This is a genomic window from Pseudarthrobacter sp. AG30 (assembly GCF_003116525.1).
In the GTDB taxonomy this organism is placed as follows: domain Bacteria; phylum Actinomycetota; class Actinomycetes; order Actinomycetales; family Micrococcaceae; genus Arthrobacter.
This window is the reverse complement of sequence record NZ_QEHL01000003.1, coordinates 320,766-334,148: the sequence shown is the minus strand read 5'-3', so window position 1 is coordinate 334,148 and position 13,383 is coordinate 320,766. Positions and strand designations below refer to the sequence as shown.

Here is a 13,383-nt window from a genome sequence, read left to right as displayed (position 1 = left end):
CGCTGCCTCCTGGCTGCCGGGTCGTCGTCGTAAGTTCCTTGACGGCACGTTACCCACTTTGTCTGGGTGAACGCTTAAAACCGGAAGGCACGCCTTGTGCGGCGTGCCTTCCGGATGGTTTTCACGAGGGTCCAGGTGTTTTGCCCGGAACTGTTTCTTCCTAGCCTTCGCACTCAGTGCAGTAGCTGTGGCCGTCTTTCTGGCGCGCAATCTGGGACCGGTGCCGGACCAGGAAACAGGAGTAGCAGGTGAATTCGTCCTCTGCCTGCGGAATGACCTGGACTACGAGTTCCTCAGCGACGAATTCGCCGCCAGGGACGCCGGCGCCGTCCAGCCCGTCAGCTTCGTCCAACTCCTGCACAACACTGCGGGCGTCGGGAGCATTTGCTGACTGGAGCTGCTCAAGTGAGTTGTCCTGCGATTCCTTGACGTCGGAACGCAGTTCATCGTAATCGGTTGCCACTTTAGGTGCTTCTCTTTTCTTTGATTGGCTGTCGGGTATGAAACGTACAGCATCCGGCCCGTATTCCCCAATAGGAAGCGCCGCGGACGCTGTGGATTTAGGCGGCTTCGATGTGGATCTGCGCAGGGTCAGCCGGAGCCGTGGGGCCCTAAAATTGGGACTATGAGCACGGAGCTGGAGATCGCTTTGGTGTTGGGGACCGCACTCCTGTGGATGGCGGTGACGCTGACCATCCTGTCCGCCATTGACCGTCCGGAACGCAAAGCGCGGCGCCAGGAACGGCGTGATGTCCGGACGGAGAAACGTCGGATCGAGTACCGGCCTGCCGTGGCCGGTTCGCGTATCCACCGCCATTCCCGTCCCCGCAGGTTGCATCCGCACTGACGGCTTGTGGGCGGGTGGGCACACGGCGACCAGGCGGGCGGCGAGGCTGCCCGGTGCGGCTCGGCGCCCGCCGTTGGACACGCTCCCTGGGAGCCCTCCACACACCGCAAAGCCGGCTGCATAGTCAAGTCTTGACGAGGTTCTCAACGCCGCTGACACTTTCACGATGGGAGTAAGCGAAGAGTTGCGGGCCCTCGGCGAAGTGGTGGACCGGTTGGCAGCGAGGTTTCCTACGCTGTCCAGGGAGCAGATCGAAGACGTGGTGCAGCAGGAGCACAGCATGCTTGATACCGGGAGGGTGCGCGCTTTCATACCGGTGCTTGTCGAGCATGCGGCGAGGGACCGGCTTTCGCAATAGTGCCCAGGCGGCGTCGCCGCCGCCGGTCCCCGCCGGTTACGGCGCGACGTCGATGAGCACCTTTCCGACGATGCCCTGTTCAACGGCGTCGTGCGCAGCGGCGGTCTCTTCAAGGGGGAAGCGGGTCAGCGGCAGCCCGTAGTCTTCGCCGACCCGGAGCGCGCCGGCCTCAAGGGCTCCGGAGACCGCAGCAACCGCATCCTGTTTCTGTTCGTCAGTCACCGTGTAGGTGAGGATGAATTGCAGCCGGACGTTTTTCGTCATGCCCTCGCGGATGGGCACGGTCAGTGACTCCCCGGGGTTTGCGGCGTAGACGGAGATCGTCCCGCCCGGCTTGAGCACCTCCAGGCCTGCCTCGATGTTTGCCGGAGCGTTAACCTCCACAATGGTGTCCACACCGTCCGGGGCCGCGTCGCGGACAGCACGCACCACGTCGTCGGTCCGGTAATTGATGACCGTGCCTGCTCCCGCCCGCCGGGCCAGTTCCGCTTTGTGGTCGCCGCTGACGGTGGTGATGACGGTTGCCCCGGCCCATCGTGCCAACTGGATGGCTGCATGACCCACTGCCCCCGCGCCGCCGGTGACAAGGACGGTCCGTCCGGCCAGGGCCCCGGGGGAGAGCCGGGACGGTCCGCCTTCGCTTGAGGTGAGGGCCCGGTGGGCAGTCAAAGCAGGGATGCCGAGTGAGGCGCCGGCGTCAAAGGACTCTCCGTCCGGAAGAGGCACAACCTTTCCGGCCGGGACAGTGACGTACTCCTGTGCGGTGCCTTCGTTGCCGCCCCACGCGACATCCCAGAGCCAGACACGGTCCCCGACGCCGAACCTGGCTACCCCGGCACCTACGGCATCGATCACCCCGGCTCCGTCCTGGTTGGGAACCTTGGGCGCGTCCAGTTTCCTGCTCCCGCCGCCGGAGCGTGACTTCCAGTCAGTAGGGTTCACTCCGGACACCAGCAGCCGGACCCTGACCTCGTCCTGGCCGGGGTCCACCAAGGGCCTGTCGCGGAGCTTCAGGACCGCCGATGGGCCCGTCTCTTCGTACACGATGGCCTTCATGTCTTCTCCCTATCCACGTTCGGCTGTAAGTACCGCTCCAACTTACCGCGCCCGCACAGTGCCACTGCAGGTTGTTCGTGCCGCGTGGCCCCCGTTGCGTGGCCCGAAACCTTCCCGCTTCCGGCGCCTAGAACCGGTCTGTGCCGCGGAGGGACCGAGGGCGCCCGTCCGGGTCCACGACAAGCCGGTACAGGGGATCGGCCCAGAGCCGGTGGAGGGGCGGCAGGGGCTCTATGGTGTGGCGCTGCACCTGTCCGGGAGGCCGAGGAGCGCGGCGCCCGTTTCGGTGCCACTGCGCAAGGGCATCGGCAGTGCTGTTCCACAAGTCCAGGCCGGCCGTCGGCTCAAGGAGCCGCGGGTCGTCGGGGTCCAGCCCCAGGTGCTCGGTCCACAGCTGGATCCGTAGCTCCCTGGCCAACGGCCCGGATCGGGCAGGTTGGCCGGCCTCGCCGGGGCTGCCTCTTTCCGGTTGGGAGGTATCGACGACGGCGCACGTCAGTTCGCTGTCAGTGGTCCAGGACCGGCGGTTGAAATTGTCCGATCCGCAGGTAAACCAGGTGTCGTCGATAATGCAGATTTTGGCGTGGACGTAGATCGGCGTGCTGTCGCTGTTCTCCAGGTCGAAGACGCCAACCCGGTCCGGTGCGGCCCGCCGGAGCATGGAGACGGCACGCTGTTGGCCCAGCCGCCTGGGCGGGCCGCCCAGCCGACCGTCAGAGTCCGGATAGCGAGGGACGACGATGATCACCTGGAGCGAAGGGTTGCGCTCCAACGCGGTTGCGATTCCGGCCGCGACATCTGTTGACCACAAATACTGGTCCTCGATGTAGATGAGGGAACGGGCCTGCGAGAAGGCTTTCGCGTAGGCGCGGGCAATGCTGCGCTCGCCGTTGGGAGCGAACGGGAAGGGTGGATGCTTCCGGCCGTACGTACGCAGCAGCTGGACTGCGTGCGGGCCCGCCGGCGGCGGGGGTGGGGCAGCGTCAGGCAGGGGCCGGGGGTGACGGGGCATCCGGGCCAGGCGCTGCAGCAACATGCGGTATGGCGTGTGCCGGTCCAACGGGTGGGGATCGTTCCAGCGTTCAGCGAAGACCGCCAGGACATCAGCCACTACGGGGCCACGCAGCTCCAGCGCGGCGTCGTGCCAGGGGGGCCGCTGACCGTACTTGGGGTCCATCTTCACCGCCTGCGGGTCACCGCCATGGCGGGCGTCATCCCGGCGGCTGTGTGAGAGGTCCAGCCCGCCAACGAAAGCGACGTCCTTCGATGGGTCGTCGCGACGGCGGATCACCACCAGTTTCTGGTGATGGGAACCGAAGAGGCGCACCCGCTGGTCCAGCAGCGCTTCGCCGCCTGCATCGTTGATTCGCCTGCTGAGCAGTTCGTTGGAGCGTCCACTGATGGGGGCCGATATCCGCTCTCCATGGGACCGCCAAACGAGTCCACGGACTTCCACCCCTGCCCGGGCCAGCTCCGCCAGCACCGTGCCAATCGTTGGGCCGTCAGCGGAAAGCCGCTCATCGGCATCCCCCCGCCAGTCCGTGAACCACACCCGGTCACCGGCCTTGAGAGCCGACAATTCCCCGTGCAAGCGGGAAAAGTAGGACGCCCCGTGGATCAAGGGCCGCACCAGGTTTCCCTCTGACCACGCTGGTGATCCGTCGTTCAACGCTTGCACGGCACTGGCAGGATTTCCGCGCTCGGACCTGCTCAAAAACCACTTGCGGGCGATGTTGTCCAATCGGCGCTCCTTGTCGGGGCCCCGGGGCAGGGCGCTTCGTTCCCAAACTAGCCCATGGACGCGGCCCGCGGCGGTATCTCCGGGAGCGGCCGTTTCCTTGTTGTTCCGGGGAAAATTGGGAAAATTGTTACCCCTGTGCAGGCTATTTCGACCGCATCGACAGTACGATGAGCACGTTCCAGTCACTTCTGACACCTGGGGGAAACCTTGAGCTATCCGCAATACCCGTCGCAGCAGCCCTATCCGCCGCAGCAGTATCCGTCCCAGCAGTCCTGGCCCGGCGGGGAACCCCCGCTCTGGGCCCCTTACTATGGCGCCCCGTTCCCGGTGGCGGTCAAGCGGTTCTTCAAGAAGTATGCAGCCTTCTCCGGCCGGGCCAGCAGGAGCGAATACTGGTGGTGGACGCTCGTCGCCGTCATCGTCGGCATCGTCCTGAACATCATCATCAGCTCCGGCATGGTGGCGTCAACGTCGACTTACGGCAGCGCTCCGCAGCTGGGTCCTGGAGCAGTTGTCGGACTGATCCTGGGCATGATCTGGGGCCTGGCCACCATCGTCCCGTCGCTGGCTCTGACGGTCCGCCGCCTGCATGACAGCAACAAGAGCGGCTGGCTGATCCTGCTGGGACTCATTCCGTTCGCCGGAGCGATCATCCTGCTGGTCTTCACCCTCATGGGGCCGGACCCGGCCGGGCAGCGGTTCGACCAGCCCACTCAATAACCCAGCTGCCGGCCCGCCGGAAAGGCGGGGGTAAGGAAGAGGGGAAGACCACCATGGTCTTCCCCTCTTTCATGTCTTGGGCCCGTCGCATTCCCGGGTGGCGGCAGGTGCCGGCTGCAGCGTTTGGGATCAGCGATCGGCCGTTGTCTGTGCCAGGTGACCTTGGAGGACATCGCGGACCGAAGTCCACCGGTGCGGCCCGTACCGGTGGTTGTCGACATGGCGGAGTTCGGCCTGGCCGCTGAACATGCTGAAGAAGTACTGCATGCCCTGCCAGGCCGGAAAGGCTCCCTCCCTGTCCTTCGAGAAGCGGCGGCCGATCCTGCCCATCGCCGACAGGGTCCCGGTGGTTCCGGCCCACTGCAGCGCAAAGGGCTTTCCCGTGAGTTCGGTCATGGTCCGGGCAACGGAACGGGCAGTGACCCGGTCACCGGCCACTTCGACAACCCGGGGTGCGGCCTTGTCGAGCGCGACAAGCGCGACGACGCGTGCCACATCATCTTTGGTGGTGAAGTCGAGGATTTGGTCGGCTGAGGACCAGTAGAGGACCCGGCGGCGCGAGAACAGGATCATGGGCGCCTGCCCGGTGAGCATGTCCGCAAACGCACCGTTCAGGACGGACGTCACGCGGAGGGGAGCGGCGTCGAGTTCCGCGGCGAAATCACGGCGGAGCTCGAAGTTCCGGTTGCTGCCGGGAGTGACGCGACGGTAGTCGGCGGAGTAATCCGACGGGATGAACCGCGCCACACCTGCCTCGATGGCGGCTGCGAGGAGCGACCTTTGCGCGTCGATGATGACCGGACGCGCCCCGCTGACAGCCGAGATGACCGTGTCGACGCCGGACAGGGCGGAGACGAGGCCGGCGTGGTCCGTGTAGACGGCCTCGCGGACCTGCACGCGATCCGCCCCGCCGAAGACTTTCTGCGCCCTGCCGCTCCCGGGACGGGTAAGGACCCGGACGAGCGTGTCGTGGCGCAGCAGCTCACGAACAATGCGTTGGCCGAGATCGCCGGTGGCTCCGGCGACAAGGACGGTACTGGTAGTCATGGCCTGCCTTCCCGGTGGGATTGGTGGTGCGACGCCGGTAAGGAACCCCGGGAATCGCCTGGGGTTGCCCGGATACAGAAAAACCCCGGAAAATCATTGATTTTCCGGGGTTTCCCAATGTGCGCGGAGGGGGACTTGAACCCCCACCCCCTTTCGAGGACTAGCACCTCAAGCTAGCGCGTCTGCCATTCCGCCACCCGCGCAGGTGGTATTTCGGGAAGCCGTCCCGCCTTTCAGCGTTTCGCGCCTCTCCGAAGCAGCGAGAAAAACTCTAACATGACTTTTCGGGAAGAACGAATCGGGCCGAATGGGTAGGCTGAGGACAGCGATTCAGCTCGTGCCACCCAGTCATTCCCTACCAAGGAGATACCAATGCCTGACGTCCTGCCCGAGGATGAAGTTGTCCGGATTTGCCAGGAACTCATCCGGATCGACACGTCCAACTACGGTGACGGATCGGGTCCGGGCGAGCGGGCAGCTGCTGAATACACCGCAGGGCTGATCGAGGAAGTGGGATTGGACGCGGAGATCTTCGAATCCGCCCCGGGCCGCGCCAGTGTTGTGAGCCGCTTGGCGGGGGAGGACCCTTCGGCAAGTGCCCTGGTGGTCCACGGCCACCTGGACGTCGTGCCCGCCCTGCGTGACCAGTGGTCAGTGGACCCGTTCGGCGCGGAACTGAAGGACGGGCTTATCTGGGGACGCGGCGCCGTCGACATGAAGGACATGGATGCCATGATCCTGTCCGTCATGCGCAGCTTCGCCCGGGACGGCAGGAAGCCCAAGCGCGACATCATCTTTGCGTTTTTCGCCGATGAGGAGGCCGGCGGCGTCTACGGCGCCCGGTACGCCGTGGACAACCGTCCCGAACTCTTCGAGGGCGCCACCGAGGCAATCTCGGAGGTGGGCGGTTTCTCCGCCACCATCGGCGGCCAGCGCACCTACCTGCTGCAAACCGCCGAGAAGGGGATCTCCTGGCTTCGGCTGGTGGCCCATGGCAGGGCCGGCCACGGCTCGCAGATCAACACGGACAACGCCATCACCCGACTGGCCGCGGCTGTCACCCGCATCGGCGAGTACAAATGGCCCATCGAGCTCACCCCCACGACCCGCCAGTTCCTTGACGGAGTGACTGAACTCACCGGAGTGGAGTTCGACGCCGACAACCCGGACCTCTTGCTGGACCAGCTTGGCACCGTGGCCCGCTTCGTCGGCGCCACCCTGCAGAACACCACCAACCCCACCCTCCTCAAGGGCGGTTACAAGCACAACGTCATTCCGGAGTCGGCCGAAGCCCTTGTCGACTGCCGCACGCTGCCCGGCCAGGAACAGCAGGTCCTGGAAATCGTCCGCGAGCTCGCCGGCACCGGCGTGGATGTGAGCTATGTCCACAACGACGTCTCATTGGAGGTTCCCTTCGCCGGGAATTTGGTGGACTCCATGATCGATGCCCTCCACAAGGAGGACCCGGGCGCCAAAGTGCTGCCCTACACCCTCTCCGGTGGCACGGACAACAAGTCGCTCAGCCGGCTGGGGATCACCGGCTACGGCTTCGCACCGTTGATGCTTCCGGACGAGCTCGACTTCACCGGTATGTTCCATGGGGTGGACGAGCGGGTCCCGGCCGATTCCCTCAAATTCGGCGCACGGGTGCTGAACACCCTGCTGACCAACTACTAGGGGACGGCTGTGACTCCGGAACAGCTGCTGCCGGACGCTCTCCTGGAGCGGATCCGGCAACGCGCGGCCGGTTACGACCGGGACAACGCCTTCTTCCACGAGGATTTGGAGGAGTTGGCGGCTGCGGGATACCTGAAGCTCTTCGTGCCGGCGTCCGACGGCGGTCCGGGCCTTGGGCTCCGGGCGGCGGCGCAGTGCCAGCGCAGGCTGGCAACGGCTGCCCCCGCCACCGCACTGGCAGTCAATATGCACCTGGTCTGGACCGGCGTCGCACATGTCCTGGCCGCCCGGGGCGACGACTCCTTGTCCTTTGTCCTGGAAGAAGCCGCGCAGGGCGAAGTGTTTGCGTTCGGCAACTCCGAGGCGGGCAACGACTCCGTCCTCTTTGACTCACGGACCATCGCGGCGCCGGCCCCGGACGGCGGGTACACGTTTACCGGAACGAAAATCTTCACGAGCTTGTCGCCTGCCTGGACCCGCCTCGGGATCTTCGGCAAGGACCCTGCGGCCAGGGATGGAGCGGGAGAGCTTGTCCATGGATTCATCCGCCGCGGATCGCCGGGCTACCGGATCCTTGACGATTGGGACACGCTGGGCATGCGGGCCAGCCAGTCCGCCACCACGGTGCTGGAAGGCGCGGCAGTACCGGCGGACCGGATCTTTCGGAAGCTGCCGGTGGGGCCCAACGCCGACCCCCTCATCTTCGCCATCTTCGCCTGCTTCGAGACGCTCCTTGCCGCCGTCTATACGGGGCTGGGGGAGCGTGCCCTGACAGTGGGCGTGGAGACGGCAAAGCGGCGCACATCGTTCAAGAACGGCGGACGCAGCTACGCCCAGGACCCCGACATCCGCTGGAAAGTCGCCGAAGCGGCCATGGCCATGGATGCGCTCTACCCCCAGCTGGACGCCGTGGCGGCGGACGTCGACGCGCTGGCTGATCACGGGTCCCAGTGGTTCCCCAAGCTGGTGGGGCTGAAGGTGAATGCGACCGAAACCGCCAGGCGGGTAGTGGACCTGGCCATCCGGGTCAGCGGCGGATCCAGCTACTTCAGGGGCTCCGAACTGGAGCGGCTGTACAGGGACGTGCTGGCCGGCATGTTCCACCCTTCCGACGATGAGTCAGCCCACAACACCGTCGCCAACGCCTGGCTCGGTCCCCTGGAGGAGTAACCCCGGCGCGGGGCACCTGCTCCTGTTCGTTCCCCCAAGGGCCGCTGGTTCCCCAAAGCCCGCCCTATACGGTGCGTTGGACCTGCATGACCCGGCGGCGCAGCCAAAACCGCCGGCCGCCGCCCATGTAAAGCTTGCTGCGTTCCAATTCCCACTTGCCGTACTCGGAGTGTTCCACCAGGCGGCGCCGCGCCTCCGGCAGGGAATCCTCAGGGCTGAGCGTCAGTACGAGGTATTCGTACTGCCGTAAATAGTCCCGCTCCCGCTGGACTGAGCTGGTGAGAAATTGCTCCTTCATTTGCTCTCCATTTTCGTCCTTTTCCGGCTAACGTGAAGTCATGAGCATCGATCCGCGTGTCGCGCTTTCGTCCCTGACCACCGCTTTGGAAGAACACCTTATAGCAGCATCGAACCGGCGCGGGGACGGTGACCCCTCCGTGGAGGCAGCCTTTTTTGCAGTTGCAGATGCGTTCGAAGTTTATGAAGACGCCCTCTATGAGGCCTACAACGAAGTTACCCCGTTGCAGGTGTTCGACGATGAAGACGACGATGATGAAGCCGACGTGGACGACGACGAAGACCTGGAGATTGTGGAGGAATAGCGCAGCGGGGAAAGACTCTGGAGCCCGCGGGATCCCGGTGGTGGGGCGCTAGGCGGACACGTCTTCCAGCGCCCTGGCAATTTGGGGCGGCAGCGGGGAGAGCTGGGCGTCGAGGATCTCTTTCAACTGCACGTTCGTGCGGGCCCCGACAACAACTGTGGCGACGCCGTGCTGGGACAGCAGCCAGGACAATGAGACATCATGCGGTGAACGTCCCAGCCCGTTGGCTGCCATGCACACGGCGTCCACGATGCGGGACGGCTTCTCTTCCAGGTAGGGCTCCACGTAATCGGCCTCGCCCGCGGAGGCGCCGCGCGAACCGGCCGGAATGCTGCCCCGGTATTTGCCCGTGAGGACACCCCGGCCCAGGGGACCCCAGGCCATCAGGCCCAGCCCGGCGTCTTCGAGGGCCGGCATGAGTTCCGATTCCGCCGACCTGTTAAGGAACGAATACTCGGCCTGGGCGGCCACGAGCGGTACGCTGCTGATCGCCGCAGCCTTAGCCGCCTGCCAGCCCTTGAAATTGGAGATTCCGGCGTACCGGGCCCGGCCCGACCGGACAGCGAACTCCAGTGCTGCCAGCGTCTCCTCGAGGGGAACGTTTCCGTCCCACTCTTCGGCGAACCAGAGGTCCACGTAATCCGTGCCCAGCCTGGCCAGGCTGGCGTCCAGCCCGGTGAGCATCGCATTCCGTGAGGTATCCACGGCGCGCCGGCCATCCGGCGTCGTCATTCCCGCTTTGGTGGAGATGGAAATCTCCGTGCGGGATACCACGTCGCCCAGCAGCGCGCCCAGGATCGCTTCGGAGCCCCCGCCAGCGTAGGACGCGGACGTGTCCACATGCCGGCCGCCCGCACCAAGGAACGTCCGCAGCATCTCGGAGGCGTCCTGCTCGTCGGTCTCCCGGCCCCAGGAACGGGTGCCCAGGGAGAGGGCTGAAACTCGCAATCCACTGTTGCCGACGTAACGCTGCTGCATAGCAGCAAGCTTACGGGCAGAAGCGCCACCGCCATGCCGTAGGGTCTTAGCGTGAACTGGTTTGAAGCGGCCCTGCTGGGCCTAGTGCAGGGACTGACCGAATTTCTACCGATTTCATCGAGCGCACACCTGCGGATTGTGGGGGAATTCCTTCCCAACGCGCAGGATCCGGGTGCAGCTTTTACGGCCATCACCCAGCTGGGCACGGAAACAGCTGTGCTGATCTACTTCTGGCGTGACATTGTCCGCATCGTCAAAGCCTGGGCAGGCTCACTGGCCGGCAAAGTGCCGCGGCAGGATCCCGATGCCCGCATGGGCTGGCTGGTGATTCTGGGCAGCCTGCCGATCATCGTGCTGGGGCTGCTCTTCCAGGACCAGATCGAATCGGTCCTGCGCAGCATGTGGATCGTTGCCACCATGCTGATTGTCTTTGGCCTCATCCTCGCCGTAGCGGACGCCATCGGCGCCCAGAAGCGGGACCTGGCCCACCTGACCTACAAGCACGGCATCTTTTACGGCCTGGCCCAGGCCATGGCCCTGATCCCGGGTGTGTCACGCTCCGGCGGCACCATTACCGCCGGACTCCTGATGGGCTATACCCGTGAGGCCGCCGCCCGGTATTCCTTCCTGCTCGCCATCCCCGCCGTTTTCGGCAGCGGGCTCTACCAGCTCTACAAAGTGGTCACCAAGGAAGGCATTACGGGGCCGTTCGGTCTGCCGGAGACCGCCCTGGCCACCGTGATCGCACTGGTGGTGGGGTACGTGATCATCGGCTGGTTCCTGAAGTTCGTCTCCACCCGCAGCTACAGGCTGTTTGTCTGGTACCGGATCTTCCTTGGCCTCGCCCTCTACCTCCTCCTCGGTTTCAACGTCATCAGCGCCTAGGACTAGGCTTTACCTGTGAAATCCTGGACTTCCCGCCCCGTTCCCGCCCTGCCCGGAAACATGCCCGCCATCCGGCTGTTCGACACTTCGGCAGGCCGCGAAGTGGCCCTCGAACCGGATGCCAGGCCCTCCATGTACGTCTGCGGCATCACCCCCTACGACGCAACCCACATGGGTCACGCCGCCAGCTACGTCGCCTTCGACCTGCTGAACCGTTCGTGGCGCGACGCCGGCAGCGAGGTGTCCTATGTCCAGAACGTCACCGACGTGGACGACCCCCTGCTCGAGCGCGCCACCGCCACCGGGGTTGACTGGCGCGATTTGGCCGCACAACAGGTGGAGCTCTTCCAGACCGACATGGAAGCCCTCAACGTCCTGGCGCCGGACCACTACGTGGGCGCTGTTGAGTCCATCGGGCTCATCGTGCCCGAAGTGGAACGGCTGGTGAGCATGGGCCTGGCCTACACAGTGGGCGGCAGCAACGGCGAACCCGACGGAGACGTCTATTACGACGTCGAAGCAGCCGGCAAGCAGTCAACCGCACCTGACGCGTGGGCACTTGGCGCCATTTCCCACCTGGGCGAAAGCGCCATGCTGGAGCTTTTCGCCGAACGTGGCGGCGACCCGGGGCGCGCCGGAAAGCGGCAGGCCCTGGATCCGTTGCTGTGGCGGGTGGCGCGGGACGGCGAACCAAGCTGGCCCGGTGGAAGCCTGGGCCCAGGCCGGCCCGGCTGGCACATCGAATGCACCGTCATCGCGCAGAAGTACCTCCCGTCACCATTCACCGTGCAGGGCGGCGGCTCCGACCTGATCTTCCCGCACCACGAAATGGGCGCCGGCCACGCCTACTCACTGGCTGGAGTCCCCCTGGCGAAGCACTACGCACACGCCGGCATGGTGGGGTTGGACGGCGAGAAGATGAGCAAGTCCAAAGGCAACCTGGTGCTGGTTTCGAAGCTCCGTGCCGCCGGCGAGGACCCGGCTGCCATCCGGCTGGCGATCCTGTCCCACCATTACCGTTCCGACTGGTCGTGGACGGATGAAGGGTTCTCCGCGGCCAAGGCAGACCTCGCGGCATGGCGGACGGCCCTGCCGCATGCCCCCGCAGGTTCGGGGACGGCGCTCCTGGCCGAGATGCGCGAAGCTCTGGCAGCGGACCTCAACGCGCCCGCAGCGGTTGCCGCCGTATCCCGGTGGGCACGCAAAGCCAATGATGCCGGCGCTGCTGCCAGCGCCGCCGACGCCGCCCTGGTCAAGGACGCGGTGGACGCCCTCCTGGGCATCCAGCTGTAACGAACTCCGCTTCGGGCGGCACAAAAAGGGCCTGGCCCGGATTCCTCCGGGCCAGGCCCTTTCCGCGTCCGGCGGGTTTCAGCCCCTGTCCTGGCCCCGCCGCTTCAAATACCGCTCGAATTCCCGGGCAATGGACTCGCCGCTCGCTTCGGGCAGATCGGCGGTGTCCTTGGCTTCCTCCAACTGGCGCACGTAGGCGGCGATCTCCGGGTCCTCCGTGGCCAACTCATCCACCCCGCGCTCCCACGCCTCGGCCTCCTCGGCCAGCTCATGGGTATCCAGGGGCACCTGGAGGAGTTCCTCGATGCGGTGCAGGAGGGCGAGCTGGGCCTTGGGCGAGGGTGCCTGGGCCACGTAGTGCGGTACGGCAGCCCACAAGGACACGGTGGGAATGCCTGCCAGCAGGGACACCTCGGACAGCACGCCGACAATGCCCACTGGCCCTTCGTATTGGGACGCTTCCAAGTCCATCCGCTCCCGGAGCGGGGCGTCGTCGGAGGACGTGCTCACCGGAATCGGGCGGCTGTGCGGGACATCCGCCAGGAGCGCTCCGACGAGGACCACGTAATCCACGTGCAGCGCTTCCGCATGAACCAGGAGCTCAGCGGTGTAGGCGCGCCATTTATAGGATGGCTCGGTGCCCTGCACAAAGATGACATCCACATTGGAATTTGGCGCGCTGGCTTTGTAGATCCGGGTGGAAGGCCACTTGATCTTCCGTTCGCCTGCCGCGTTCCTGCGGACGGTGGGGCGCGTGAACTGAAAGTCGTAGTACTCGTCAGCATCGATGGAGGCGACTTTCTTGCCGCCCCACAATTTGTTCAGGTAGCGCAACGAATCGCTGGCCGCTTCTCCGGCGTCGTTCCACCCTTCAAAGGCGGCAAGCATCACCGTTACGCGCTGTCCGTCTGCCACCGGCTGGAGGAACCGTTCCCGCTCGGGTCCGGCACCCTCTTCCGCCGTGGCTCCCTCGAAGCTATTCATTTCTTCACCCTACGTCCAAGGTGCT

General features: G+C 65.4%; 15 protein-coding genes and 1 tRNA gene. 8 read left to right on the top strand and 8 right to left on the bottom strand.

The features are described 5' to 3' along the window. Positions 1-160: 160 nt before the first annotated feature. Complete coding sequence (locus DC347_RS04775) at positions 161-463, bottom strand: DUF4193 domain-containing protein (RefSeq protein WP_018761323.1); 303 nt, start codon at positions 461-463, stop codon at positions 161-163. 162 nt (positions 464-625) lie between these two features. On the opposite strand from DC347_RS04775, the gene DC347_RS04770 reads away from it, so the two are divergent. Then, a complete protein-coding gene (locus tag DC347_RS04770) occupies positions 626-847 on the top strand; it encodes a hypothetical protein (protein WP_018761324.1) in 222 nt (73 codons plus the stop codon). A 166-nt stretch (positions 848-1,013) separates the two neighbouring features. Next, positions 1,014-1,205, top strand: coding sequence for a three-helix bundle dimerization domain-containing protein (locus DC347_RS04765; protein WP_018761325.1), 192 nt, complete (start codon positions 1,014-1,016; stop codon positions 1,203-1,205). A 36-nt stretch (positions 1,206-1,241) separates the two neighbouring features. Here DC347_RS04765 and DC347_RS04760 read toward each other — a convergent pair whose 3' ends face one another. Further along, positions 1,242-2,261 carry an NADPH:quinone reductase gene (locus DC347_RS04760; protein WP_018761326.1) on the bottom strand — a complete coding sequence of 340 codons (1,020 nt, stop codon included), beginning with the start codon at positions 2,259-2,261 and terminating at the stop codon, positions 1,242-1,244. 127 nt (positions 2,262-2,388) lie between these two features. Next, positions 2,389-3,852 carry a phospholipase D-like domain-containing protein gene (locus tag DC347_RS04755; RefSeq protein WP_240617692.1) on the bottom strand — a complete coding sequence of 488 codons (1,464 nt, stop codon included), beginning with the start codon at positions 3,850-3,852 and terminating at the stop codon, positions 2,389-2,391. A 357-nt stretch (positions 3,853-4,209) separates the two neighbouring features. Between DC347_RS04755 and DC347_RS04750 the strand changes: the two genes are divergently transcribed. Then, positions 4,210-4,722 (top strand): DUF805 domain-containing protein, encoded by a 513-nt coding sequence (locus DC347_RS04750; protein WP_109044599.1) that lies wholly within the window; start codon positions 4,210-4,212, stop codon positions 4,720-4,722. 129 nt (positions 4,723-4,851) lie between these two features. On the opposite strand, the gene DC347_RS04745 is transcribed toward DC347_RS04750, so the two are convergent. Together DC347_RS04745 and DC347_RS04740 are read right to left on the bottom strand one after the other, a co-directional pair. After that, positions 4,852-5,769 (bottom strand): NmrA family NAD(P)-binding protein, encoded by a 918-nt coding sequence (locus DC347_RS04745; protein WP_109044598.1) that lies wholly within the window; start codon positions 5,767-5,769, stop codon positions 4,852-4,854. A gap of 120 nt (positions 5,770-5,889) precedes the next feature. Further along, positions 5,890-5,972: transfer RNA gene (locus tag DC347_RS04740), tRNA-Leu, on the bottom strand. Between the two features lie 169 nt (positions 5,973-6,141). Between DC347_RS04740 and DC347_RS04735 the strand changes: the two genes are divergently transcribed. Both DC347_RS04735 and DC347_RS04730 read left to right on the top strand, forming a co-directional pair. Then, entirely contained in the window at positions 6,142-7,446 is a 1,305-nt protein-coding gene (locus tag DC347_RS04735) for a M20/M25/M40 family metallo-hydrolase (protein ID WP_018761330.1), read from the top strand. A 9-nt stretch (positions 7,447-7,455) separates the two neighbouring features. Next, positions 7,456-8,616: an acyl-CoA dehydrogenase family protein gene (locus tag DC347_RS04730; RefSeq protein WP_109044597.1), complete on the top strand. Its 1,161-nt coding sequence runs from the start codon at positions 7,456-7,458 to the stop codon at positions 8,614-8,616. 64 nt (positions 8,617-8,680) lie between these two features. On the opposite strand, the gene DC347_RS04725 is transcribed toward DC347_RS04730, so the two are convergent. Then, positions 8,681-8,914 (bottom strand): DUF5703 family protein, encoded by a 234-nt coding sequence (locus DC347_RS04725; RefSeq protein WP_018761332.1) that lies wholly within the window; start codon positions 8,912-8,914, stop codon positions 8,681-8,683. A 40-nt stretch (positions 8,915-8,954) separates the two neighbouring features. Between DC347_RS04725 and DC347_RS04720 the strand changes: the two genes are divergently transcribed. Further along, positions 8,955-9,218, top strand: a complete 264-nt coding sequence (locus tag DC347_RS04720) for a hypothetical protein (protein ID WP_018761333.1) — start codon at positions 8,955-8,957, stop codon at positions 9,216-9,218. A 48-nt stretch (positions 9,219-9,266) separates the two neighbouring features. Here the strand turns inward: DC347_RS04720 and DC347_RS04715 are convergent, their stop codons facing one another. Further along, positions 9,267-10,196, bottom strand: a complete 930-nt coding sequence (locus tag DC347_RS04715; RefSeq protein WP_109044596.1) for an aldo/keto reductase — start codon at positions 10,194-10,196, stop codon at positions 9,267-9,269. A gap of 51 nt (positions 10,197-10,247) precedes the next feature. On the opposite strand from DC347_RS04715, the gene DC347_RS04710 reads away from it, so the two are divergent. Beyond that, on the top strand, positions 10,248-11,081 hold the full coding sequence (locus DC347_RS04710; RefSeq protein ID WP_018761335.1) for an undecaprenyl-diphosphate phosphatase: 834 nt from the start codon (positions 10,248-10,250) through the stop codon (positions 11,079-11,081). Between the two features lie 15 nt (positions 11,082-11,096). Next, positions 11,097-12,374: a cysteine--1-D-myo-inosityl 2-amino-2-deoxy-alpha-D-glucopyranoside ligase gene (mshC, locus tag DC347_RS04705; RefSeq protein WP_109044595.1), complete on the top strand. Its 1,278-nt coding sequence runs from the start codon at positions 11,097-11,099 to the stop codon at positions 12,372-12,374. A gap of 78 nt (positions 12,375-12,452) precedes the next feature. Here the strand turns inward: mshC and DC347_RS04700 are convergent, their stop codons facing one another. After that, the gene (locus tag DC347_RS04700) at positions 12,453-13,358 is read right to left on the bottom strand and encodes a PAC2 family protein (protein ID WP_018761337.1); all 906 of its coding nucleotides are present in this window, start codon (positions 13,356-13,358) and stop codon (positions 12,453-12,455) included. Positions 13,359-13,383: the final 25 nt, after the last annotated feature.

Coding starts and splice junctions, on each gene's coding strand:
- DC347_RS04770 (WP_018761324.1), top strand. CDS start 626: ATGAGCACGGAGCTGGAGATCGCTTTGGTGTTGGGGACCGCACTCCTG.
- DC347_RS04765 (WP_018761325.1), top strand. CDS start 1,014: ATGGGAGTAAGCGAAGAGTTGCGGGCCCTCGGCGAAGTGGTGGACCGG.
- DC347_RS04760 (WP_018761326.1), bottom strand. CDS start 2,261: ATGAAGGCCATCGTGTACGAAGAGACGGGCCCATCGGCGGTCCTGAAG.
- DC347_RS04745 (WP_109044598.1), bottom strand. CDS start 5,769: ATGACTACCAGTACCGTCCTTGTCGCCGGAGCCACCGGCGATCTCGGC.
- DC347_RS04735 (WP_018761330.1), top strand. CDS start 6,142: ATGCCTGACGTCCTGCCCGAGGATGAAGTTGTCCGGATTTGCCAGGAA.
- DC347_RS04725 (WP_018761332.1), bottom strand. CDS start 8,914: ATGAAGGAGCAATTTCTCACCAGCTCAGTCCAGCGGGAGCGGGACTAT.
- DC347_RS04720 (WP_018761333.1), top strand. CDS start 8,955: ATGAGCATCGATCCGCGTGTCGCGCTTTCGTCCCTGACCACCGCTTTG.
- DC347_RS04715 (WP_109044596.1), bottom strand. CDS start 10,196: ATGCAGCAGCGTTACGTCGGCAACAGTGGATTGCGAGTTTCAGCCCTC.
- DC347_RS04700 (WP_018761337.1), bottom strand. CDS start 13,358: ATGAATAGCTTCGAGGGAGCCACGGCGGAAGAGGGTGCCGGACCCGAG.